The sequence below is a fragment of the Leifsonia sp. 2TAF2 genome, from assembly GCF_052115085.1.
Classification (GTDB): Bacteria; Actinomycetota; Actinomycetes; order Actinomycetales; family Microbacteriaceae; genus Leifsonia.
Window position 1 is genome coordinate 646,575 of the sequence record NZ_JBFRFY010000001.1, and the last position, 21,117, is coordinate 667,691.

24 protein-coding genes are annotated in these 21,117 nt (G+C 67.9%); 13 read left to right on the forward strand and 11 right to left on the reverse strand.

Annotation, left to right across the window (positions count from 1 at the left end):
* Positions 1-206: 206 nt before the first annotated feature.
* From AB4Z18_RS03070 to AB4Z18_RS03115, 10 genes are all read left to right on the forward strand, one after another.
* Complete coding sequence (locus tag AB4Z18_RS03070; RefSeq protein WP_441781233.1) at positions 207-533, forward strand: hypothetical protein; 327 nt, start codon at positions 207-209, stop codon at positions 531-533.
* A 233-nt stretch (positions 534-766) separates the two neighbouring features.
* Positions 767-1,852 carry a nitrilase-related carbon-nitrogen hydrolase gene (locus AB4Z18_RS03075; RefSeq protein ID WP_441781234.1) on the forward strand — a complete coding sequence of 362 codons (1,086 nt, stop codon included), beginning with the start codon at positions 767-769 and terminating at the stop codon, positions 1,850-1,852.
* A gap of 165 nt (positions 1,853-2,017) precedes the next feature.
* A complete protein-coding gene (locus AB4Z18_RS03080; protein ID WP_441781235.1) occupies positions 2,018-3,118 on the forward strand; it encodes a sugar ABC transporter substrate-binding protein in 1,101 nt (366 codons plus the stop codon).
* A 101-nt stretch (positions 3,119-3,219) separates the two neighbouring features.
* The gene (locus AB4Z18_RS03085; protein ID WP_441781236.1) at positions 3,220-4,728 is read left to right on the forward strand and encodes a sugar ABC transporter ATP-binding protein; all 1,509 of its coding nucleotides are present in this window, start codon (positions 3,220-3,222) and stop codon (positions 4,726-4,728) included.
* A 51-nt stretch (positions 4,729-4,779) separates the two neighbouring features.
* Positions 4,780-5,862, forward strand: a complete 1,083-nt coding sequence (locus tag AB4Z18_RS03090) for an ABC transporter permease (protein WP_441781237.1) — start codon at positions 4,780-4,782, stop codon at positions 5,860-5,862.
* 55 nt (positions 5,863-5,917) lie between these two features.
* Entirely contained in the window at positions 5,918-6,898 is a 981-nt protein-coding gene (locus AB4Z18_RS03095) for a LacI family DNA-binding transcriptional regulator (RefSeq protein WP_441781238.1), read from the forward strand.
* A gap of 63 nt (positions 6,899-6,961) precedes the next feature.
* A complete protein-coding gene (locus tag AB4Z18_RS03100) occupies positions 6,962-7,903 on the forward strand; it encodes an aldo/keto reductase (RefSeq protein ID WP_441781239.1) in 942 nt (313 codons plus the stop codon).
* A gap of 43 nt (positions 7,904-7,946) precedes the next feature.
* The gene (locus AB4Z18_RS03105; protein WP_441781240.1) at positions 7,947-9,596 is read left to right on the forward strand and encodes a GMC family oxidoreductase; all 1,650 of its coding nucleotides are present in this window, start codon (positions 7,947-7,949) and stop codon (positions 9,594-9,596) included.
* A gap of 31 nt (positions 9,597-9,627) precedes the next feature.
* Positions 9,628-10,344, forward strand: a complete 717-nt coding sequence (locus AB4Z18_RS03110) for a gluconate 2-dehydrogenase subunit 3 family protein (protein WP_441781241.1) — start codon at positions 9,628-9,630, stop codon at positions 10,342-10,344.
* 73 nt (positions 10,345-10,417) lie between these two features.
* Complete coding sequence (locus AB4Z18_RS03115) at positions 10,418-11,437, forward strand: LacI family DNA-binding transcriptional regulator (protein WP_441781242.1); 1,020 nt, start codon at positions 10,418-10,420, stop codon at positions 11,435-11,437.
* Between the two features lie 23 nt (positions 11,438-11,460).
* On the opposite strand, the gene AB4Z18_RS03120 is transcribed toward AB4Z18_RS03115, so the two are convergent.
* From AB4Z18_RS03120 to AB4Z18_RS03130, 3 genes are read right to left on the reverse strand one after another with little or no spacing between them, the layout of a single operon-like run.
* Positions 11,461-12,150, reverse strand: a complete 690-nt coding sequence (locus AB4Z18_RS03120) for a DUF1345 domain-containing protein (protein ID WP_441781243.1) — start codon at positions 12,148-12,150, stop codon at positions 11,461-11,463.
* Between the two features lies 1 nt (position 12,151).
* Positions 12,152-12,709 (reverse strand): type 1 glutamine amidotransferase domain-containing protein, encoded by a 558-nt coding sequence (locus AB4Z18_RS03125; RefSeq protein ID WP_441781244.1) that lies wholly within the window; start codon positions 12,707-12,709, stop codon positions 12,152-12,154.
* A gap of 5 nt (positions 12,710-12,714) precedes the next feature.
* Entirely contained in the window at positions 12,715-13,872 is a 1,158-nt protein-coding gene (locus tag AB4Z18_RS03130; RefSeq protein ID WP_441781245.1) for a glutathione-independent formaldehyde dehydrogenase, read from the reverse strand.
* 408 nt (positions 13,873-14,280) lie between these two features.
* Between AB4Z18_RS03130 and AB4Z18_RS03135 the strand changes: the two genes are divergently transcribed.
* Positions 14,281-14,667: a hypothetical protein gene (locus AB4Z18_RS03135; protein ID WP_441781246.1), complete on the forward strand. Its 387-nt coding sequence runs from the start codon at positions 14,281-14,283 to the stop codon at positions 14,665-14,667.
* Between the two features lie 11 nt (positions 14,668-14,678).
* Positions 14,679-15,776, forward strand: coding sequence for an FAD-dependent monooxygenase (locus AB4Z18_RS03140; RefSeq protein ID WP_441781247.1), 1,098 nt, complete (start codon positions 14,679-14,681; stop codon positions 15,774-15,776).
* A 17-nt stretch (positions 15,777-15,793) separates the two neighbouring features.
* On the opposite strand, the gene AB4Z18_RS03145 is transcribed toward AB4Z18_RS03140, so the two are convergent.
* On the reverse strand, positions 15,794-16,279 hold the full coding sequence (locus AB4Z18_RS03145; RefSeq protein ID WP_441781248.1) for a GNAT family N-acetyltransferase: 486 nt from the start codon (positions 16,277-16,279) through the stop codon (positions 15,794-15,796).
* A gap of 88 nt (positions 16,280-16,367) precedes the next feature.
* Between AB4Z18_RS03145 and AB4Z18_RS03150 the strand changes: the two genes are divergently transcribed.
* Positions 16,368-16,853, forward strand: coding sequence for a hypothetical protein (locus AB4Z18_RS03150; RefSeq protein ID WP_441781249.1), 486 nt, complete (start codon positions 16,368-16,370; stop codon positions 16,851-16,853).
* Between the two features lie 13 nt (positions 16,854-16,866).
* Here AB4Z18_RS03150 and AB4Z18_RS03155 read toward each other — a convergent pair whose 3' ends face one another.
* The 7 genes from AB4Z18_RS03155 to AB4Z18_RS03185 all read right to left on the reverse strand — a co-directional run bounded on the left by AB4Z18_RS03155 (position 16,867) and on the right by AB4Z18_RS03185 (position 21,074).
* Entirely contained in the window at positions 16,867-17,346 is a 480-nt protein-coding gene (locus AB4Z18_RS03155; protein WP_441781250.1) for an SRPBCC domain-containing protein, read from the reverse strand.
* On the reverse strand, positions 17,343-17,999 hold the full coding sequence (locus tag AB4Z18_RS03160) for a dihydrofolate reductase family protein (RefSeq protein WP_441781251.1): 657 nt from the start codon (positions 17,997-17,999) through the stop codon (positions 17,343-17,345). Before AB4Z18_RS03160 ends, AB4Z18_RS03155 begins: the two co-directional genes overlap by 4 nt.
* 1 nt (position 18,000) lies before the next feature.
* Entirely contained in the window at positions 18,001-18,339 is a 339-nt protein-coding gene (locus AB4Z18_RS03165; RefSeq protein ID WP_441781252.1) for an ArsR/SmtB family transcription factor, read from the reverse strand.
* Positions 18,340-18,407: 68 nt separating this feature from the next.
* Positions 18,408-19,025 (reverse strand): hypothetical protein, encoded by a 618-nt coding sequence (locus tag AB4Z18_RS03170; protein ID WP_441781253.1) that lies wholly within the window; start codon positions 19,023-19,025, stop codon positions 18,408-18,410.
* Between the two features lie 10 nt (positions 19,026-19,035).
* Positions 19,036-19,860, reverse strand: a complete 825-nt coding sequence (locus tag AB4Z18_RS03175) for an alpha/beta fold hydrolase (RefSeq protein WP_441781254.1) — start codon at positions 19,858-19,860, stop codon at positions 19,036-19,038.
* A 111-nt stretch (positions 19,861-19,971) separates the two neighbouring features.
* Positions 19,972-20,346 (reverse strand): cupin domain-containing protein, encoded by a 375-nt coding sequence (locus tag AB4Z18_RS03180; RefSeq protein WP_441781255.1) that lies wholly within the window; start codon positions 20,344-20,346, stop codon positions 19,972-19,974.
* Entirely contained in the window at positions 20,346-21,074 is a 729-nt protein-coding gene (locus AB4Z18_RS03185) for an alpha/beta fold hydrolase (RefSeq protein WP_441781256.1), read from the reverse strand. Before AB4Z18_RS03185 ends, AB4Z18_RS03180 begins: the two co-directional genes overlap by 1 nt.
* Positions 21,075-21,117 lie beyond the last annotated feature (43 nt).

Genomic DNA, 21,117 nt, shown 5'->3' on the forward strand with positions numbered 1-21,117 from the left:
GGATATCGGGTGCGGCGGACGTGCGCATAGCGTCAAAACGGTCGAGGCTCCCCCGGCCCGACGACGCACGGTGGCCCTCCCCTTCGGGTGGGGAGGGCCATCGTGTCCTCTGATACAGGCTCGACCACGTTCCGGCAGCCGACGATCCCGAAGGCGGTTCCAGTGCGGACCTGTGGCGCACGCCGACAGCACGACGGTCGAGTCCGATGAGTGACTCCGACCTCCGCGCACGACCGAGGTGGTGCTCGCGCTGCGGTGCCCGCACCCGCGTCGTCGTCAATCCGTACTACGGCGTCGGGCTGGCCGTCCACCAGTACCTGTCGGCCTGCAAACGCTGCGGACTCGTCGAGTTCATCCCCACCACGCGCCTCGACGCGGAGCGAGGGGATGTCTGCGAACCGCAGGCGGCGCTTCCTCACGAGACCATGCGCAGCTGGATCAGGACGCACCGCATCGCGCTGAGCGTCGTGGTCGTCCTCCTCGTGCTGTCGACAGCGATGGTGGTCGAGGCCATCATCGCACTAGCCGTGTGAGTGCGCTCACTCAAAAAGCTGAGCAAAGCTTCGAGTAATGCCGAAGGCATTAAGCGTGTCGAGCGCTGTGCGATAAACCCGTTTGACCGGGGATTTACGGGGTCAAATCCACTTCTTTGGCCACAGAAGATGCCATCGCCGAGTAGTCGAAGCGCCGAAAAGATCGCATTTGACAGTCGCTGATAGTGCGCTAACATGGCCGACACGAACCCCAATCAACAAAGGAGTTGGACGTGACTGAGCCGTACACAGTCGTAGCGCTTTCGCCGCTGCAGATCCCGATCGTCGAGCCGGAAGACGCGCTGAAGAACACCAAGCGCATCATCTCGTTCATGAAGACGGCGGTCGGTGTGGCAGCGACCGAGGGCTACCCGGTGAAGCTGGTCGTCATCCCCGAGATGGCGATCCAGGGGATGCACATGGCATTCACCGCCGGCAACCGTGAGGCGGAGAAGAAGTTCGCCCGCACCATCCCCGGTCCCGAGACGGACGAGCTCGGCAAGGCCGCACGGGAGCTGAACACCTACATCGCCGGCGAGCTGTACCTCGTCGCCGACGACGACTTCCCCGACCGCTACTTCAACTGCGCGTTCATGATCGACCCGAACGGCGACGTCATCTACCGCCGTGCGAAGGCGACAAGCGACGGCTTCGAGGGCGGCACCCTGGGCACCACCAACCCGCACGACCTGTGGGACGAGTGGATCCAGAAGAAGGGCGACGGCAACGTGATGGACGCCATCTTCCCCGTCGCGAAGACCCCCGACATCGGCAACATCGGCTACGTGATCTGCCACGAGGGCGCCTACCCCGAGATCGCTCGCGGACTCGCCATGAACGGCGCTGAGATCCTCATCCGCGCGACCCTCATCGAGCCGCAGACCTCGCAGGGCATGTGGGAGGTGCAGAACAAGGCACACGCGCTGTTCAACAACGCGATCGTCGTCGCACCGAACCTCGGCCCTGAGCTCGGCCCGGACGGCGTCATCAACGACCTCTTCGGCGGCCGTTCGATGATCGTCAACCAGCGCGGAAAGATCATCACCGAGACGCCGGGCGTGACCGCCGGAGACACCTTCGTCAGCACCACGATCGACATCGACGCGCTGCGCCGCGACCGTCAGTCGAACGGTGTCTTCAACGGCTTCAAGGATCTGCGCACCGAGCAGTACGCGGCGATCTACGAGAAGCCGATCTACCCCAAGAACCAGTATCTCGACGCCCCTCCCGGCGAAGACTGGCTCGCCCGCGAGCGCGCAACCCGCGCCCGCAACATCAAGCTGCTCGAGGAGCGCGGGGTCTTCACCCCGCTCGACTGAGCGCCAGACGGTGGCGGCATCCCGGACAGGCCCGTCCTGCTCGGTCCCGGGGTGCCGCCGCCTGCACCACCGCACCATCCGAACCACGCCCCCACGTGACGCCTGGCGTCACGAGTACCCCCTCAGCTGTACCCCGCACCGATCACCTCACAAGGAAGTGGAAAAATGATCAGTCCTAGCAGCACCACGAAACGCACCCGAACCCGGTCCATCCTCAAGGTCGCCGGAATCGCCGCAGTTTCAGCGCTCCTCTTCACCGGATGCGCGCGCGGCGGCACCGACGGCCAGGCGGCCGCCAACGACGCGGACAAGAAGGCCGGCAAGGGCCTCGTCATCGGCTGGAGCCAGCGCGGCATCAGCGGCAGCGACTGGTGGAAGACCCTCGTCGAGGGCGGCCAGTCCGAAGCCAAGAAGCTGGGTGCGACCATCCAGCTCCTCGACGCCAACGGCGACACCGTCCGCCAGAACGCCGACGTGCAGACGCTCATCACGAAGAACGTCGACGTCGTCATCATGAACCCGAACGACCCGATCGGCGTCGGCGCGTCCGTCGCCGCGCTGCAGGCCGCCAAGGTGCCGCTCGTCACCGTGAACTCGAACCTCGACCCGTCGCTCGTCAAGGACATGTACTGCTACGTCGCCGAGGACCAGGGCTACACGGGCTCCCTCGCCGGCGAGGTCGCGGCAAAGAAGGCGATCGCGAAGTTCGGCGAGACAGGCGAGATCAAGGTCGTCGGCATCGGCGGCTTCCCCGGCGACGTCATCAGCGACCTCCGCTACAACGGCTTCCTCAAGGGCTACGAGAAAGTGATGAAGGACTACCCCGGCATCACGACAAAGAAGCTCGAGACCAAGTACGGCGAGTGGAAGCCGGACAAGGCGCTCGCTCCCATCCGTGACGTCGCGACGGCGAATCCCGACCTCAAGATCGTCTACAGCATGAGCGACGTGATGGAGGGCGGCATCGAGCAGGGCCTCCAGCAGGCCGGCGTCTGGGGCGACGGCGTGATCGTCGCCGGCTACGACGGCGGGATGAACGCCGTCAAGGAGATGGTCGACAACCCGACCGGTCCCCTGCAGGCCACCGCCTCGAACCAGCCGTGGGATCAGGGTGTCGCCGCCGTGAAGATGGCCGTCGCTGCGTACAACAACGACAAGTCGGCATGCCCGAAGAAGGAGGTCTTCATCAAGACCACCGTCGTCACGCCGGAGAACGCCAAGGACTACTACAAGGCCGAAGACACCTACGTCCGGGCCAACGACTAGGCGTCAGGCGCCACCAGGAGTCGCTGCGCCCGATGTCATCGGTTCGGGCGCAGCGACCAGGTCAACAGAAACACCACGTCACGAGGAAGTGCAGAGGAAACATGGACGAGCTTCAGCTCGAGGGCATCACCAAGGGCTACCTCGGTGTCCAGGCGCTCAAGGGGGTCAGCTTCTCGGTCAAGCGGGGAAGCATCCACGCCCTTGCGGGTCAGAACGGCGCCGGCAAGTCGACGCTTGTCAAGATCCTCTCCGGCGCCGAGACGCCCGACGGCGGAACCATCCGCCTGGGCGGCGAGGTCATGCGGTTCAAGGAGCCGACGGATGCGCAGAACGCCGGCATCCACACGATCTACCAGGAGCTGAGCCTCGTGCCCTCGCTCTCGGTCGCCGAGAACATCTTCCTCGGCACCCTGCCGACCAAGGGCACCGTCGTCGACTGGAAGACGATGCAGACCAAGGCGCAGGAGGCCCTCGCCCGGGTCGGCTTCGACCTCGACGTCCGTCAGCCGGTCTCCAGCTTCTCCGTGGCGGAGCAGCAGGCGGTCGAACTGGCCAAAGCGCTCCACAAGGACGCGCGGGTGCTGCTGCTCGACGAGCCGACCTCCACCCTCCCGCTCCCGGATGTCGAGCGCCTCTTCACCGTGTTGCGCCGCCTGGCCGCCGAGGGCGTCACCCTCCTCTACATCTCCCACCGCATGGATGAGCTCTACAGCCTGTGCGACGCGGTCACCGTCCTGCGCGACGGCGTCACCGCCGCCAACCTGAGCACGGCGGAGACCAAGCCCGCGGACGTGGTGACGGCCATGGTCGGCAAGAGCCTCGAAGGCTCCATCGCCGACGCCGCCCTGCGCGGGGAGCGCAGCCCCCGGCTCGGCGCGGGCCGGACCGAAACAATCCTCATGTCCGCTCGCGGCCTCGGCGAGGACGAGCGTGTCGCCGAGGTCGATTTCGACCTGTACCAGGGCGAGGTGCTCGGCATCGCCGGCCTCATCGGCTCGGGCCAGTCGGAGCTGGCGAGCCTGCTCGCCGGCGCGCGCAAGAAGACCGACGGAGCGCTCCTGATGGACGACAAGCCGGTCGACTTCGGCTCGCCGAGGGACGCCATCCGTCGCGGCATCGGCCTCCTGCCCCAGGACCGCAAGGCGCAGGGCTTCATCCCGGAGATGGGTGTCGCGGGCAATATCACCCTCGCGAGCATGCCGATGTTCAGCCGGCTCTCCGTAATCGACGGGAAACGCGAGAAGCGCACGGCGCAGGACATGGTGACGAAGCTCGGAATGAAGGTCTCCAGCGTCAACCAGCCGATGAAGACCCTGAGCGGCGGAACGCAGCAGAAGGGCATCCTCGCCCGCTGGCTCGTGCGCTCCTCCCGGCTCCTCATCTGCGACGAGCCGACCCGCGGCGTCGACGTAGGCGCCAAGGAGGACATGTACGAACTGATCCGCGACTTCGCCCGGTCGGGCGGAACCGTGATCATCGCAAGTTCCGAGATCTCGGAGGCGATGATGTGCGACCGCGTCCTCGTGATGGCACGCGGCCGCGTGGTCGCCGAGTTCGATCACGACGAGATCGATCCGCAGGGGCAGCGGATCCTCCAGCTGCTGGCCTGAGCCGCCGGCGAACAAGAAGCCCCAGACGAGAACCCCCCAGACGAGAACCCAATGACGGGAAAGACAATGTCGAACAACACTCTGCAAGAGCCGGTGAAGCCCACCGATGAGTCCTCGGCCGCGAGCTCGCGGTCGACGTGGGGGAGCGTGGCCAAGCGCCTCCTGCCCAAGAGCTACCTTCTGCTGGTGCTGATCGCGATCATCGTGATCGGCTACTACGTCTCGGGCGACTTCCTCACGCTGAGGAACGCGGAGAACGTGATCGCGGCGGCGTCCATCGTGGCGGTACTTGCCGTGGGCCAGTTCTTCGTGATCCTCACCGGCGGGATCGACCTGTCGGTCGGCTCCATCCTGGCGATGTCCACCGTGATCGTGGCCCTGACCCTGCAAGCCGGGATGGCCACGGGGCTCTCGGTGGCGTTCACCCTGTTCTGCTGCGGGATCGCCGGGCTGATCAACGGCCTGCTCGTCGTCTGGCTGCGCATTCCGCCGTTCATCGCGACGCTCGCCATGATGAGCGCCGTCAAGGGCTTCAGCTACATCATCCAGTCGACCAGCCTCATCCAGATCACGGACCAGACCTTCATCGACCTGTTCGCCCGCGGGACGAGCCTGGGACTGCAGAACCCGGTCATGATCTTCCTCGTCGTGACGATCATCGCCGCGCTCGTCGCGAAGTTCACCACCTTCGGCCGGTCGCTCTACGCGATCGGCGGCAACCCGGAAGCCGCCCGCCTCTCCGGCCTCCCGGTGGCACGCAACCTGATCATCACGTACACGATGTCGGGGCTCCTCGCGGGCCTCGCCGGCCTCATCGCCGCGGCCCAGCTTCGGCAGGGCAGCTCCCTCATCGGTGTCGGGTACGAGTTGGATGCGATCGCAGCGGTCGTGGTCGGCGGCGCCTCCCTGATGGGCGGCAAGGGCGACCCGATCAGTGCCGTCATCGGTGTGTTCGTCCTGGCCACGATCATCAACGTGATGAACCTGGTGGGCATCTCGTCCGAGCCCCAGCTGGTCATCAAGGGCGCCGTGATCGTCGTCGCCGTCTTCCTCTCCAGCGCAGGTGGTGTGCAGAGGATCTCCGGATTCTTCCGAAGCCACTTCGGTCGGCGCACGGCGCGGGCAGCGAGCTGACGACGTGTCGGCACCATCGAGCAACGAGAAGCAGTCCACGACTCGCGGTGCCAGGATGATCGATGTCGCACGGCTGGCCGGGGTCTCCCAGCAGACGGTCTCCCGAGTCGTCAACGAAAGCCCGAACGTGGCCCCGGAGATCCGGGAGCGCGTGGAGGTCGCTATCCGCCAGCTGCGCTACCGGCGCAACCCGGCGGCCCGCGCCCTGGCGAACGGCCGGACCATGAACATCGGGATCGTGAGCTTCGGCCTGGCGCAATACGGCCCGTCCGTCGCTCTGAGTGGCATCGCCGACGAAGCCAGAAGTGCGGGCTACGCGACCAACCTCGTCACCCTCGGCGACGTGGACCGGGCCGCCATGAAGGCCGCCCTCGACCACCTGGTGGAGGATTCGGTCGACGGCATCGTTGTCCTGGCGCCGGTGCAGGCGGCGCTCGAGGCCATCTCGGGGCTCGACGCGGGAGTGCCTCTCGTCTTCTTCGAGCCCGGCGCTCCGGAGGGGACGAGGAGCGTCGCGACCGATGAGGTCGCCGGCGCCGAGCTCGCCACACAGCACCTGCTGGATCTCGGCCACGACACCGTCTGGCAGGTGGCCGGTCCGAGCGGCTGGCTGGGCAGCGAGGCACGGCTCCGAGGATGGGCGCGGACGCTCGCATCCGCCGGACGGGTCACCAACCGGGTCATCTCGGGCGACTGGTCCACCCGCTCGGGCTACGCCGCCGGCCGGGAGATCGCGCGCAATCCGAAGATCACCGCGGTGTTCGTCGCGAACGACCAGATGGCGCTCGGCGTCGTCAAGGCGCTCGCCGACGCCGGTCTGCGGGTGCCGGAGGACGTAAGCGTCGTCGGCTTCGACGACGTGCCCGAGTCGCAGTTCTACCGACCGGCGCTCACCACCGTGCGCCTCGACTTCGAAGAGGTCGGGCGCCTGGCGGTCGACCGCATCCTGCACCTGATGCGCGGCGGCCAGGCCGACGCGCTACCCCGGGTGGATCCGACCCTCGTCGTGCGGCAGAGCACGGCCCCACCCTCCTGAACGACACGAACCATCGAACCCACTGACCCTGTCGAACCCACCTCGAAACAGAAAGCGAAGCGCATGACCACCAAACAACTCGGGCGCACGAGCCTCACCGTCTCCGACGTCTGCGTCGGAACCAGCGCCCTCGGCAGCTTCCCCGCCCAGTACGGCTACGAAGTCGACACGGAGACCGCGGTGGGGACGATCCGGCGCGTCTTCGAGGGACCGTTCACCTTCATCGACACCTCCAACGAGTACGGCGGAGGCGACAGCGAGAAACGAATCGGGCAGGCGATCCGCGAGAACGGGGGAGTTCCGGAGGGTGTCGTCGTCGCCACCAAGGTCGACCCCATTCCCGGGACCACGGACTTCTCCGGCGACCGCGTCCGTCGTTCGGTGGAGGAGAGCCTCGAGCGCCTGGGCCTCGACACGCTCCCGCTGGTCTATCTGCACGACCCTGAGAAGATCACCTTCGAAGAGGGCGTGGCCCCCGGCGGCCCGCTGGAAGCGCTGATCTCCCTGCGCGACCAGGGAGTCATCGAGTACCTCGGTGTCGCCGGCGGCCCGATCGATCTCGAGCTGCAGTACCTGGCGACCGAGGCCTTCGACGCGGTCATCAGCCACAACCGGTTCACCCTCGTCGACCAGTCGGCCGAGCCCCTGCTCGACGACGCCCAGGCGCGCGGGGTGGCCTTCGTGAACGCGGCTCCCTTCGGCGGTGGGATGCTCGTGAAGGGCCCGGACGCCGTCCCCACTTACTGCTACGCCCCCGTCGACGACGAGGTCCTGGAGCGCGTGCGCCGGATGGAGTCCCTCTGCGCCGAGCACGGTGTCCCGCTCGCCGCCGCCGCGCTGCAGTTCTCGCTGCGCGACCCGCGCGTCACCTCCACCATCGTCGGCATGTCCGAGCCGAAGCGGGTCGCCCAGACGGTCGAACTCGCCGAGTTCGAGATCCCCGGCGCCCTCTGGGATGCGCTCCTCCCCATCGCGCGGCTGGGCCGCGCCGGAGTGCTCGCCTGAGCGGCGCATCCCGAACCTGACGTTTCATAAGGAAGGACAGAGAATGACCACCCTCAAGAACCCAGAGCCCGTCGACGTCGTGATCGTCGGCGCCGGCGCCGGCGGGGCGACCGCCGCCAAGGTGCTGACCGAAGCGGGGCTGCGCGTCGTCGGCCTCGAGCGCGGCCCGTGGCTGAAGCCCGAGCACGCGTCCGGCGACGAGCTGAAGTTCCTCAACCGCAACTTCATCTGGCAGGACCCGAAGCTGAAGCCCCGCACTTACCGTCAGAACGAGAACGAAGAAGCGGTCATCACGAACTTCTCGGCGACCCCGCAGGTCGTCGGCGGCGGGACCACGCACTGGGGCGGCATGGTGCCGCGAATGACGGAGAACGACTTCCGGCTGCGCTCGCTGCACGGCGATGTCGAGGGCGCCAGCCTCGTCGACTGGCCGATCAGCTACGACGATCTCGAGCCGTACTACACCCGCGTGGAGTGGGAGTTCGGCACCTCCGGCCTCGGCGGCGCCAACCGGTGGGAGGGTCGCCGCAGCCGCGACTACCCGACGAAGCCCGCGCCGCTCAGCCAGATCGGCCGCAAGTTCGCCACCGCGATGAACAAGATGGGGCACAGCACGTTCCCGATGCCGCAGGGCATGGTGACCGAGCCGTACCGGGGCCGCAAGCCGTTCAGCGAGAACGGGTTCTGGCAGCAGTATCCCGACCCGGGCAACGGCAAGTCCTCGACGCTGATCAGCTTCATCCCGGATGCCGTCAACACGGGCCTCTACGACCTGCGGTCCGACTGCTACGTCAGCGAGATCCTCGTCGACAAGACCGGCAAGGCCACCGGCGTTCGCTACCAGGACGAGAACGGCAATGAGTTCGTGCAGAACGCGAAGGCCGTCATCGTCTGCGGAGGCGGGATCGAGACGCCGCGCCTGCTCCTGATGTCGAAGTCGGCGCTGTTCCCCGACGGCCTCGGCAACGGAAGCGGCCAGGTCGGCAAGAACGCGACGTTCCACCAGTACTCGTTCTCGGTCGGTCTGTTCGACAAGGAACTGCACGACCCGCTGTACGGCTGGTCGGGCCACTACATGAACCTGTGCTCGTTCGACTTCTACGAGACGGACGAGTCGCGGGGACACATCCTCGGTTCGCTGATCTTCCCGTCGATGCTCGGTCATCCCGTCAACTGGAGCTTCCCCGGCCGCCCCACGTGGGGTCAGGCCGCGAAGGACGCCGACCGCGACCTGTTCAACTACACGATGAAGATCGGCATCCTGCTCCACGATCTGCCGGTCGAGTCGAACCGCGTGGATCTGGACCCGACGGTGAGGGATGCGTGGGGCCTCCCGGTCGCCCGCATCACCCACACGCCGCACGCGAACGACTTCGCGCAGGAGAAGTGGCAGGTGAAGAAGAACGGCGAGATCCTCGAGGCCGCCGGAGCCTCGAAGATCGTGCCGGTCAACATGGAGCGGATCACGGGCAACACCTCGCACGAGCTCGGCACCGCACGTATGGGCAACGACCCGGCGACCTCGGTCGTCGACAAGTGGTGCCGGTCGCACGAGGTGCCGAACCTCTACGTGTTCGACGCGAGCTTCTTCCCGACGGCCACCGGCATCAACCCGGCGCTGACGATCATGGCGAACGCCTGGCGCTGCGCCGACCGCATCATCGCTGTGGACCGCCACGGCTGGACCGACTGAGAACACCACTTCAGAGGAGAAGACGAAGACTATGGGACAGGCAGAATGGGTGACCGTACCGATCTCGGCGCGAGACACGGATGGTCCGCTCTTCTTCACGGAGCACGAGTGGGCGACTGTCGAGGCCGCCACTGCGCGCATCATTCCGACGGACCACCACCCGGGAGCCCGGGAGGCGGGAGTGGTCCGGTTCATCGACCGGATGCTGGCGGGGACGCAGTTCGTCTTCCCCGCGGCTGACGGCAAGGGGTTCCTCCGCATGGAAGGGCTGGAGGAGAAGGCCTGGCAGGAGCGCATCGAGAGCCGCCAGAAGTTCTACCGCGAGGGCATCGTCGAACTGGACGCGATCTCGGCTGAGAAGTTCGGCGCGGACTTCGTGGAGCTCGACGACGACCAGCAGGATGCGGCGCTCGAGACCATCTCGAAGAAGGAGAAGCCGGCGAAGTTCGTCTTCGCCGACTCCGACGGCCAGGGCAGCGGGGGAGCGCCGGCGGGCAACCAGCCGGTCAACGAGGACTTCCTCGAGTTCTTCCCACTCCTCGTGCTGAACACCCGGCAGGGGTTCTACGGCGATCCGGTCTACGGCGGCAACGACAACCGCGTCGGGTGGAGGGTCATCGGGTTCCCGGGCCCTCCCTCACTGGCCTCGACCATGGACGGCAGCTACACGACGCTGGAGTACATGATCCCCGAGGCCGAATGGCCGTACGAGCAGCATCCGGCCGTGCTGCGCTACGGGAACCGCTGAGCGCCCTCGCTCAGCGGATCCGACCGGCCGGGCGCTGCGCAGGCGCCCGGCCGGTCACGGCCATAATTGGGGGATGACGGAGAGCAACGACGTACCCCGCGCCGCACGGATGGTGGACGTCGCCCGTCTCGCCGGGGTCTCGCAGCAGACCGTCTCCCGTGTCGTCAACGGGCACACGAACGTCGCCCCCGAGATCCGGGAGCGGGTCGAGACGGCGATCGTGCAGTTGCGCTACCGCCGCAACTCCGCGGCCCGCAATCTGGCGACGAACCGCTCCATGAATCTGGGCGTGCTCAGCTACGCACTGTCGGTGCACGGCCCCGCTCTCGCGCTGTTCGGAATCGCGGAGGAAGCACGGCGGAACGGCTACGCGACGAGCCTCGTCAGCATCGCCGACATCGACCGCGCCAGCATCAAGGCGGGTCTCGACTCGCTCGTCGACGACGGGGTCGACGCGATCGTTGTGCTCGCGCCGATGACCGCGGCCACCGAAGTGCTTCAGCGGCTGGATGCGGATGTCCCGGTCGTGCGCTTCGAGCAGGGCTCACCTGCCGGACCGGCGACCGTGTCCGTCGACGAGACACTCGGGGCTCAGCTTGCCACGCGGCACCTGCTCGACCTCGGCCATGAGACCGTCTACTTCATCGGCGGTCCGGACGGCTGGATGGCGTCAGAGGCGCGCAGGCGCGGGTGGCAGACCGAGCTGGCCCTTGCCGGGCGGACGACGCCGAAAGAGTTCGCGTCGCCGGACTGGTCGGCCGACGCCGGCTACCGCGCCGGCCTTGAGATCGCGGCCGACCGATCCATCACCGCGGTCCTGGCGATCAACGACGCCATGGCCCTCGGCGTGATGAAGGCGCTGGCCGACCAGGGGCTCTCCGTCCCCGGCGATGTGAGCGTGGTCGGGTTCGACGACCGCGACGAGTCCGCGTACTTCCGGCCGGCCCTGACGACCGTGCGGCTCGACTTCACCGAGGTCGGTCGTCGCGCGGTGGACAGCGTCCTCGGCGCCTTGCGCGGGGAGCCGGCGCACACCATCCCGCTCATCCAGCCCGTCCTGCGCGTGCGCGACAGCACGGGGCCGCTCCGCTAGCCGCGCGCAATTTCGGCCTCGGCTCAGCCTCCGCCCCTGGTCTGCCCGATGCCGGTCACGAGGTTGATCGCCACTGCGATCAGGACCGTGCCGAAGAAGTAGGACAGCAGGGCGTGCGCCAGCGCTTTGCGACGCACGTCGGTCGCCGTCGGCTCCATGCCGGTGACGGAATACGACATCCCGATGGTGAAGGCGAAGTACGCGAAATCGCTGTAGGTCGGTCGCGTGTCCTGCCCGAGGTCGAACCCGCCCTCCTGATGGTCGATGTAGTACATGCGCGCGTACTTCAAGGCGTAGATCGTATTGACCAGCGCCCAGGCTACGATCGTGCCGACACAGCCGAGGATGACCAGCGCCACCGAGACCGCGTCCCCGCCGCGGTTGGTGGATTGCACGACTGCGAGGATCACGGCGGCGACGCTGGCGAGGCATGCCGTGATGATCGCGTCGTCGGTGACGTGAGACAGGGACTCCTCGCGCGCGACGCGTTCGGTGCCCGCCGCATCCTGGGGCCAGCAGATCCGCCAGATCCACACGAGCGCCGAGATACCCGCGATGCACCACCCCACCAGAGGGCCGAGTGGCGGTGTCAGAAGCAGCGCGGCGAGGATGCCGGCCACCCCGCCCGCCGCGACGCAGAGGAGCGCGCGGCGGGTGGAGAGCAGCCGGCTGGTCGTCGATGGTTCCCGACGACTGCTGGCGCGGCCGGCCATCTCAGACGCGCTCTCGGGCCTTCGCGAACTCCTGCACGATCCGCTCGCAGAAGGCAGGCAGGTCGTCGGGCGAGCGACTCGTGGTGAGGGTGCCGTCGGTGACGACCTGTTCGTCCACGACCTTGGCGCCCGCGTTGCGCAGGTCGGTGCGCAGGCTCGGCCAGGAGGTCAGCCGGCGCCCGCGCACCCGGTCGGCCTCGATCAGGCTCCACGGGCCGTGACAGATCGCGGCGACCGGTTTGCCGGAGTCGACGAAGGCCCGCACGAAGTCGATCGCACCGCTGTCCATCCTGAGCTTGTCGGGGTTGACGGTCCCGCCCGGGAGCAGGAGCGCGTCGAACTCGTCCGGTGACGCTCCGTGCACATCCCCGTCCACCGAGAAGGTGCCTGCGTCCTCCAGGTCGTGGTCGCGCGCCGCGATCTCTCCCGTCTTGATCGACAGGAGCGTCGTCGTGGCGCCCGCCTGGTCGAGAGCCTGGCGGGGCTGCTCGAGCTCGACGCGCTCGACCCCGTCGGTCGCCAGGATCGCGATCCGGCCCCCGTTCAGTTCGTCTGCCATCGTCCTCACCCCGCCAGTGCGCCGGCGGGGTGCAGGACGACCTTGGTCCAGCCCTCGTCGCGGTTGTCGAAGTGCTCATAGGCGTCGGGAGCCTCGTCCAGAGACAGCTCGTGGCTGACGATCCACGACGGAGTCGCCTTGCCGGCGGCGATGAGGTCGCGCAGCCGCCGGTTGTACTTCTTCACCGGAGCCTGCCCGCTGCCCATCTTCTGGCCACGGAACCAGAACTCGCCGAAATCGAATGCGACCTCGCCCTGCTTGGCGAGTTCGTCCGACGCGCCCGGGTCCTGCGGGATGTACACACCGACCACCCCGATGTCGCCCGTGAAGCGGACCGACTGCACCAGCCGGTTCAGGGTGATGTTCGGGTGCTCGTGGCCCTCTACGTCGTGCGCCTGGTATCCCACGCACTCGCATCCGTTGTCCGCGCCCAACCCCATGGTCATCTCGTTGACGGCCTCGACCGGGTCGACCTTCGAGTCGTCGATCGCGATCGCTCCGATCTCCTCGGCCAACCTCAGGCGATCGGGGTGGCGGTCGACGACCATGACCTTGCTCGCTCCCTTGAGGATGGCGGAGTACGCGGCCATGCATCCCACCGGCCCCGCACCGTAGATGACCGTCTGGTCGCCCGGCTTGACGTTCGCCATCTCGGTGGCGTGGTAGCCGGTCGGGAAGATGTCGGCCAGCATCACATAGTCGTTCTGCTTCTCCTCCGCGTCCTCTCCCAGCCGCAGACAGTTGAAGTCCGCCCACGGCACCCGGAGCAGCTCCGCCTGGCCGCCCGGCCAGGGGCCCATGTCGGCGAAGCCGTACGCGGCGCCGGCCCACTTCTCGTTCGGCTGTGCCGTCAGACAGTAGTTGGTGAGGCCCCGCTCGCAGTTCTTGCAGTGGCCGCAGGCGACGTTGAACGGGAGGACGACGTAGTCGCCCACCTGCACCTTGTCGACGCCATCGCCGACCTCGATGACCAGCCCCATGTTCTCGTGGCCGAACCAGCGTCCTGTCTCGAAGTCGGTCCTCCCCTCGTACATGTGCAGGTCGGACCCGCAGATGTTGGTCGTTGTGATCTGGACCAGGGCGTCCGTCGGTCGCTCGATGCGAGCGTCCGGGACGTCGTTGACGCTGACCGATCGCGCACCCTCGTACACGACTGCTTTCATGATCTTGTCTCCATGCATGGTGATGTTCCAGTGGTGCAAGACGCCGGAGGGCATGGCTGGATAGAGAGCTGGGCAGGGCTGCCCGGAATCATCAGAGGCTGCTCAGACCGTCATGGTCGCCGGAGTCAGGCTCGGGTCTCCCCGATCGCTCCGCGCAGCGGGCCTCATCCCGGTTTCCCACCGCACGCACGAGTGCTTCAACAAACGGGGATGCTCCCCCCGACTCGCCATCGGTGCAAGGGGTCAACGAATCTGATCCGGAGAAACGCCGGACGCGGCCGCCATCGGGCTCCGAGAACTCGACCGTGCAGGCCGGGATAAGTAGGGGGTTACCGCAGACCGCATCCAGGAAGTAGCTTCAGGCCACGCGAGGTGGATGGCCGCTTTCGCGAAGTGAATGGAGTTGTCATGACTTTCTGGGATTTCATCGTCTGGTCCTTCTGGTTCTACATCGTCGTCGTGTGCATCTCGATCTTCATCAGGGTCATCATCGACGTCTTCCGTGACCCGGAGCTCAACGGCTGGATGAAAGCGCTGTGGGTGCTGTTCCTCGTGTTCGTGCCGTTCCTCGCGGCATTCATCTACTTGATCGCGCGTGGTGGGCGCATGGCTCAGAGGGCGGCTGCCGGATCGGCGCAGGCGCAATCGAACACCGACCAGTACATCCGCTCCGTGGCGGGCAGCAGTTCGCCGTCGGCCGAGATCGAATCGGGTAAGCAACTCCTCGACAGCGGGGCGATCACCCCCGCGGAGTTCGCCACGCTGAAGGCCAAGGCGCTGGGGGCGGCCGCCTGACCAAGCGGGCATTGATCAGCGGGGCGGGGGTCGCGGGCGCGACCCTCGCCTTCTGGTTGGCGCGCGACGAGTGGGAGGTGACGCTTGTCGAAAAGGCCGACACCGACCGCTCGAGCGGCAGCCCGGTCGACGTGCGCGGGCCTGCAGTGGAGGTCGTGCGGGCGATGGGGATCGTCGGGCGCCTCCGCTCCGCGGACACCGGTGTGGATCAGGCGGCCTTCGTGAATCGTCGGGGGAATGCCACGGCGGTCATCCGCACCCGATCGGCGACGGCGGCGACCACCGGGCGCAGTTTCGAGGTCCCTCGCGCGGAGCTGGCCTCAGCGCTGGCAGAGGCGGCAACGGCCGAAACCCGAGTGGTGAAGGGCGATTCGATCACCGCCCTCGCAGAAGACCGGCACGGCGTGACGGCCGAGTTCGAACGCGCCGGCGCTGAGCGATTCGACCTCGTGTTCGGCGCCGATGGTCTGCACTCCGCAGTGCGACGAATCGCGTTCGGCCCGGAGCACAGATATGCGCGGCCGTTCGGGATGTTCATCGCCACGATGCGCACGCCGATCGACATCCAGGACCCCCGCCGGGTGCTGCTCTACAACGAGCCCAACCGGGTGGTGGCGGTCCACCCGGCCGGCGGCGACCCCGGGGTCGCCTTCATCTTCCGCAGCGGCGCCGATTACGACCACCGCGATCCCGAAGCCGGGCGGAGACTCGTCGAGAACACGTACGCCCGCTCGGGATGGCGGACGGCCGAGTTCCTCGACACCTGGCGATCGGCGGAGGACATCTATTTCGACGCCGTCACCCGAATCGCCACGCACTCCTGGAGTCGCGGACGGATAGCACTTGTCGGGGACGCGGCGAGCTGCCTGTCCGTCTTCGGCGAGGGCTCCAGCAACGCCATCATCGCGGGGAAGACCCTCGCGGATGCCCTCCGCTCGCATCCCGGCGATCACGGGGCGGCATTCGACGCGTACGAACGGGCTCACCGCCCGCGAGTCCGCCGGACGCAACGGGGCGCGTCGGCCGCATCCCACTTCCTGGTTCCGGCGACCGGTGCGGGGATCCGGTGGCGGAGCCGGGTGGTCAGGGCGCTCTCGCTCTTTCGTTGAGGGCTTCGAGTGCGGCCTCAGCGTGGGGCGTCGCTCAGGAGTAGCGTCATGAACGCGCTGTTGGGATCCTCGATGTACGAGCCGTACGGGGGACAGGGCGTGAAGCCGGCGCGGGCGTAGAGGCGACGGGCCGGCGCGAAGAAGTCCATCGTCCCGGTCTCCAGCGACACCCGCTCGATTCCGCGTGAGCGGGCGTCGTCGAGCACGAAGGCGAGCAGGGATGCGGCGATGCCTTCGCCGCGCCGGGCTGGGTCCGTGCGCATGCTCTTGAGCTCTTCGTGGCCGGGTTCCCCGAGTTCGGCGAGGGCGGCCATGCCGACGATCGCCGGTCCGTCGTTCGCGACCCACAGCCGGACCCCGGGGGACTGCAGCGACTCGGCGCCGAGGGCGTGCCTGCTCTCGGCGGGAGCCGTCGGCTCCAGGTCGTCCAGGTGCGACTGCACGAAGTCGTGGAGCGCGGAGGAGCGGAAGTCGGCGCGCCGGATGGTGAACGTCGGAGGCATAGGAACACGTTACGGGTCGGAGCACCCTCTGGATGCACGGCACCCCGCCTCGATAGGGTCGTTGCAGTCGAGGACGCTAGGGGGCGCAATGCCGACGATAGGGGAGACATCGGTCGAGACCGGCGAGCTTTCGGCTCTGCCGGCTGGACCCATCCTTATCCGGCTGCGGCGGGTGCTGATCACGACGGCGATCGCGGCCGTGGTCTACACGATCCTCAGCACAGGGAGCGCCGGGAGCTGCTCCAACGCCGGCGGCGAGGTCGGCACGGGTGAAGCGGTCCAGACCACGTGCGCCAATCTCGTCCTCCGGCCGAGCTGGATCGTGTACGCCGCGTTCGGGGTCATCTTGTTCGTGGCGATCGGCAGGATCGCCCGACGGTCGTCGACGGTGGCGGATGCGCTCCGCATCCTGGATCGCGCGGCCACCGCCATCGTGATCATCGCGCTCGTCTGCGGCGTCATCGGCCTGGTGTGGATGATGCTCGTGCCGATGAGCGCGCTCACCTCCGGAGGCACGGTCGTCTTCCCGTTCCCCTTCAGCGCGCCGGAGCTGACGATCACGCACCAGCCGTGACCCCGCGCTCGCGTCAACTGAGAACCGCACCAGCTCCGAGGTAGCGGCCCAGCGCGTCGAGGAGGCCTGCGGTGCCCCGCTCGCGTCCCGGTCCGTCGGCCCAGAACCGGTCGAAGAACACGCCGTGCTCCACGTGGGTGAACCGGGTGCCCTCCTCGATCGTTTCGAACTCGAGCGACGCCACGGACGTGGACATGTGGTCCCCGTCGATCCACATGTCGTACGTCGTGACGATGCGCACGTTCGTGACGATGTCGGTATACGTGGCCTCGTAGCGTGACACCGGTCCGTCGTGGAACTTCCCCTCCGCGACATCGCGCCCGCCGACTCGGAAGTCGAACGCCCACTCCCGCGGCTCGATGGCGTCGCCGGCTCCCCACCAGGAGAGCTTCTGACTCTCGTCGGCGAACGCATCCCAGACGCGCTCGATCGGTGCCGGGTAGTCGCGGGTCAGGGTGAATCCGGCGCGGGCGAGGCGGCGTTCGACGCTCATGCGCGCTCCTTCCGGCTGAACGTGACGTGGATGGTGCCGCTCTCGGCCACCTGCGACGTCACCTCGTGGGTGAGGTCGAGGCCGGGCAGGCCGTCCCACAGCCGCGTGCCCCGGCCGAGGATGATCGGCGCGACTTGCAAGTGCAGCTCGTCGACGAGCCCGGCGCGCAGGAACTCGCGAGCGGTGCCGACCCCGCCACCGATCCGTACGTCCTGACCGTCCGCGGCGGCGGTCGCCTCCGCGAGGACGTCCTCGATGGAGCCGCTGCGGAAGTGGAACGTCGTCCCTCCCTCCATCGGGATGGACGGGCGCGGTGCGGTGCCGGTGAGGACGTACACCGGAGTTCCGAACGGAGGCCGGTCGCCCCACCAGCCCTTCCAGTCGGGGTCGTCGGGATACGTGTGCAGGCCGAACATCCCGGCCCCCATGATCTCGGCGCCGACGCCCTCGAAGAACCCTGCGGCGTAGGCGTCGTCGACGCCGGTGGTTCCGGCGCCGCTCGTGTCGCCGAAGACGCGCTCGTGGAACGTGCGGGTCTTCGCGTAGGCGGCGGTCAGACGCCCCCAGTCCGCTCCCATCGGGTTGTCGGGTTCCGGGTCGGAGGCGGTGTAGCCGTCCAGTGAGACGAACATATCGAGGCGGACGCGGGTCATTTCAGGTCTCCTTCGTGGTGGTGCGGGCCAGGTGGATGCCCAGTCGGTCGGCGTCGTGCTCGGCGGGCGTGCGCTGCTCGCCGAGCCACAGGTGCAGGATGTCGAGGGCGCCGGGTCGCAGGCTGACGGTGCGGACGCGACCGTGCTTCTCGGAGGTGACCACTCCCGCGTTCTCGAGCACCTGCAGGTGCTGCAGCAGCGACGGCAGCGCCATCGAGAAGGGGGCGGCGAGCTCGGAGACGACCGCGGGGGACTTCGCCAGCCGTTCGACGACGGCGCGGCGCGTCGGATCCGCGAGGGCGCGGAGCACGGCGTCGAGCTCGTCGTGATACTTAGGCATGTGCCTAAGTATCACGACAAGCGACGAGCAGGTCAAGCTGCGCGTAGGCGGCTGGGCCGGTCGACCGACTAGCGCCTGCGCGGGCGCAGCGACGAGAACACGGCCGCGGTCGTCGTCCCGTAGACGAGGTGCGCCGCCAGGTCCTTTCCGAGGGTCTTCGCGTCGTACTCGGTGATGGGCTTGTACAGGCCCAGCGGGGGCAGGATCACGTAGCCGGAGAGCCACATCCCCACTCCGAGCAGGAGGCCGTAGCCCGTCCGGGGACGCCGCAGGGAGCCGGCGATCACCCCGTACGCCACGGCGCCGGACAGGCCGTAGACCCAGTGGGCGACGTTGTTCATGGAGGCGGCGCGTTCGTCCGGCAGTTCTGTCTCGAACAGGCCGCCGACGATCCGCCGCCCGACCTGCGCGGGTGCCGGGGCGTTGTCCCAGCCGGTCACATCGGCGGAGAACTCCCAGTCCGGGAACGCCTCCTTCCCGCGACCCCTCCGGTACTGCAGATAGAGCCACAGGTCGAACGCGAGCGTGCCGACGACGCCGGCCGCTGCGCCGCGGGCGATCGCGCCGACCGGCGTCATCCGCTCCCCGGGTGTCTTCTTGCCCGTGGATGCGACGCCTGTGGCCGTGATCGCCGCGGCGAGGACGGCGACGATCCCCGTCGCCGCCCGCCGCGAACGTGAGGACATGAGCCCCTCCCTACGACTGGAGCCACTCCAGCAGGTCGGCATTGATCGTGTCCGCCTGGGTGGTCGGCATACCGTGCGGGAAGCCCGGGTACGACTTGAGCGTGCCGTTCTGCACGAGCTTCGCCGAGAGCGGGCCGGAGTCGGCGTAGGGGACGATCTGGTCGTCCTCGCCGTGCATCACCAGGACCGGGACCGAGATCTTCTTCAGGTCTTCGGTGAAGTCGGTCTGCGAGAAGGCGACGATCCCGTCGTAGTGCGCCTTCGCGCCGCCCATCATGCCCTGCCTCCACCAGTTCTGGATGATGGCCTCCGACGGCTCCGCGCCGGGTCGGTTGTATCCGTAGAACGGACCCGTCGGGAGGGCGCGGTAGAACTCCGACCGGTTCTTCGCCAGTTGCGCCTGCAGGTCGTCGAAGACGCTCTTCGGGAGGCCTCCCGGGTTGCTGTCGGTCTGCACCATGATCGGAGGTACGGCGCTGATCAGCACGGCGCGGGCCACGCGGTCTTCGCCGTAGGTGCCGATGTAGTGCGCGACCTCGCCTCCACCGGTGGAGTGCCCGACGTGGATGGCGTCGTGCAGGTCGAGCTCTTCGACCACGGCGCGCAGGTCGGCGGCGTAGTGGTCCATGTCGTGGCCGTCGCTGGTCTGGGTGGAGCGGCCGTGGCCGCGACGGTCCGCAGCGACGACGCGGTACCCGTGCTGCAGGAAGAACAGCAACTGGGTGTCCCAGTCGTCGGCCGAGAGCGGCCAGCCGTGGCTGAAGACGATCGGCTGACCGGTTCCCCAGTCTTTGTAGTAGATCTCGGTGCCATCCGAGGTGGTGACGGTGCCCATGCTTTCCTCCGGGTCTCAACAGTGGGTGATGTGGGGAGACGTGCTGCGGAACGGTGGCGCACGGTCACCGTAACTCGGTGGGCGCGCGCCACGCCAGAGGTGAAATCCGGCTCAGCCGGCCGCCTCGACGAAGCTCGCCAGCGGCGCCTCCGGCGACACGATGTAGGTCGACAGCATGTGTCCGACGCCCGGGCCGAGGTCGCGGGCGTTGTGCGGGGTGTCGGGAGGGATCAGGAAGCCGTTGCCGGCGTGCAGCAGCAGGGTGTCCGATCCGTGGATGCGCATCTCGACCGTGCCGGCGACGATGTAACCGACCTCCTCGCCCGGGTGCGTGTGCCATCCCGATTCGACGCCCTCGGGGATCTCGGTGAGCACCTGCACGATGATTCGGCCCGGGATGGAGGACTCCCGCCGCTGTACCTCGGTGCGTTTCAGCGTGCCCGCCAGGGCGTCCGGCGGGTGCGGCTTCGCCTGCTCGTCCGCCATCAGGCGACCGCCCGGATCGCTTCCAGGATGACGTCGGCCACACGCTGCGGCTGCGACATCATGATCAGGTGCGAGCCCTCGAGGGTGGTGATCTGCGCGCCCGCGTGCTCGGCCAGCTGCAGCAGCACATCCGAGCCGGCGGCCTTGTCGCCGGTGGCGACGACGGCCCATGACGGCAACGACTTCCAGGCCGGAACACCGTTCTTCTCCTCGAACGCGGCTGCGGCCACCGGGCGCTGGGATGCGGCGAGCACCTTCGCCAGCGCGTCCGGGAGGTCGGCGGCGAACACACGGGGGAACTCCGCCTCGGCGACGTACAGTTCGACGGCAGTCGTGCCGTCGCCGACGGGGTAGTTCTTCTGCACGAGTGCGGGCGCAAGGGCGCTGTCGCGCGAGGTTCCCTCTACCTCCCCGAGCGTCTGCCCCTCCTCCGGTGCGAACCCGGAGACGAAGACGAGTCCCTTCACCTGGTCGAGCCCGGTCGCGGCGTTGGTGATGATGGCGCCGCCGTACGAGTGACCGACCGCGAGCAGCGGTCCGTCGACCTGCGAGAAGACGCTCCGGATGTAGTCGGAGTCGAAGGCGATGCCGCGGAGCGGCAGGGCGGGCGCCAACACGGCGACGCCCTCTCTCTGAAGGATCTCGGCCAGGGGAGCCCAGCTCCCGGCGTCCGCGAACGCCCCGTGCACCAGCACCACGGTCACGCCACTGTTTCGAGCATCGGTCATCATGTCATCCATTCACCAGGGGGTTCAGCGGTTCGGCTCGCTG

Coding starts and splice junctions, on each gene's coding strand:
- AB4Z18_RS03135 (WP_441781246.1), top strand. CDS start 14,281: ATGACTTTCTGGGATTTCATCGTCTGGTCCTTCTGGTTCTACATCGTC.
- AB4Z18_RS03165 (WP_441781252.1), bottom strand. CDS start 18,339: ATGCCTAAGTATCACGACGAGCTCGACGCCGTGCTCCGCGCCCTCGCG.
- AB4Z18_RS03120 (WP_441781243.1), bottom strand. CDS start 12,150: ATGGCCGGCCGCGCCAGCAGTCGTCGGGAACCATCGACGACCAGCCGG.
- AB4Z18_RS03170 (WP_441781253.1), bottom strand. CDS start 19,025: ATGTCCTCACGTTCGCGGCGGGCGGCGACGGGGATCGTCGCCGTCCTC.
- AB4Z18_RS03185 (WP_441781256.1), bottom strand. CDS start 21,074: ATGACCGATGCTCGAAACAGTGGCGTGACCGTGGTGCTGGTGCACGGG.
- AB4Z18_RS03110 (WP_441781241.1), top strand. CDS start 9,628: ATGGGACAGGCAGAATGGGTGACCGTACCGATCTCGGCGCGAGACACG.
- AB4Z18_RS03150 (WP_441781249.1), top strand. CDS start 16,368: ATGCCGACGATAGGGGAGACATCGGTCGAGACCGGCGAGCTTTCGGCT.
- AB4Z18_RS03095 (WP_441781238.1), top strand. CDS start 5,918: ATGATCGATGTCGCACGGCTGGCCGGGGTCTCCCAGCAGACGGTCTCC.
- AB4Z18_RS03085 (WP_441781236.1), top strand. CDS start 3,220: ATGGACGAGCTTCAGCTCGAGGGCATCACCAAGGGCTACCTCGGTGTC.
- AB4Z18_RS03155 (WP_441781250.1), bottom strand. CDS start 17,346: ATGAGCGTCGAACGCCGCCTCGCCCGCGCCGGATTCACCCTGACCCGC.
- AB4Z18_RS03100 (WP_441781239.1), top strand. CDS start 6,962: ATGACCACCAAACAACTCGGGCGCACGAGCCTCACCGTCTCCGACGTC.
- AB4Z18_RS03130 (WP_441781245.1), bottom strand. CDS start 13,872: ATGAAAGCAGTCGTGTACGAGGGTGCGCGATCGGTCAGCGTCAACGAC.
- AB4Z18_RS03125 (WP_441781244.1), bottom strand. CDS start 12,709: ATGGCAGACGAACTGAACGGGGGCCGGATCGCGATCCTGGCGACCGAC.
- AB4Z18_RS03180 (WP_441781255.1), bottom strand. CDS start 20,346: ATGGCGGACGAGCAGGCGAAGCCGCACCCGCCGGACGCCCTGGCGGGC.
- AB4Z18_RS03115 (WP_441781242.1), top strand. CDS start 10,418: ATGACGGAGAGCAACGACGTACCCCGCGCCGCACGGATGGTGGACGTC.
- AB4Z18_RS03070 (WP_441781233.1), top strand. CDS start 207: ATGAGTGACTCCGACCTCCGCGCACGACCGAGGTGGTGCTCGCGCTGC.
- AB4Z18_RS03090 (WP_441781237.1), top strand. CDS start 4,780: ATGACGGGAAAGACAATGTCGAACAACACTCTGCAAGAGCCGGTGAAG.
- AB4Z18_RS03175 (WP_441781254.1), bottom strand. CDS start 19,860: ATGGGCACCGTCACCACCTCGGATGGCACCGAGATCTACTACAAAGAC.
- AB4Z18_RS03145 (WP_441781248.1), bottom strand. CDS start 16,279: ATGCCTCCGACGTTCACCATCCGGCGCGCCGACTTCCGCTCCTCCGCG.
- AB4Z18_RS03080 (WP_441781235.1), top strand. CDS start 2,018: ATGATCAGTCCTAGCAGCACCACGAAACGCACCCGAACCCGGTCCATC.
- AB4Z18_RS03160 (WP_441781251.1), bottom strand. CDS start 17,999: ATGACCCGCGTCCGCCTCGATATGTTCGTCTCACTGGACGGCTACACC.
- AB4Z18_RS03105 (WP_441781240.1), top strand. CDS start 7,947: ATGACCACCCTCAAGAACCCAGAGCCCGTCGACGTCGTGATCGTCGGC.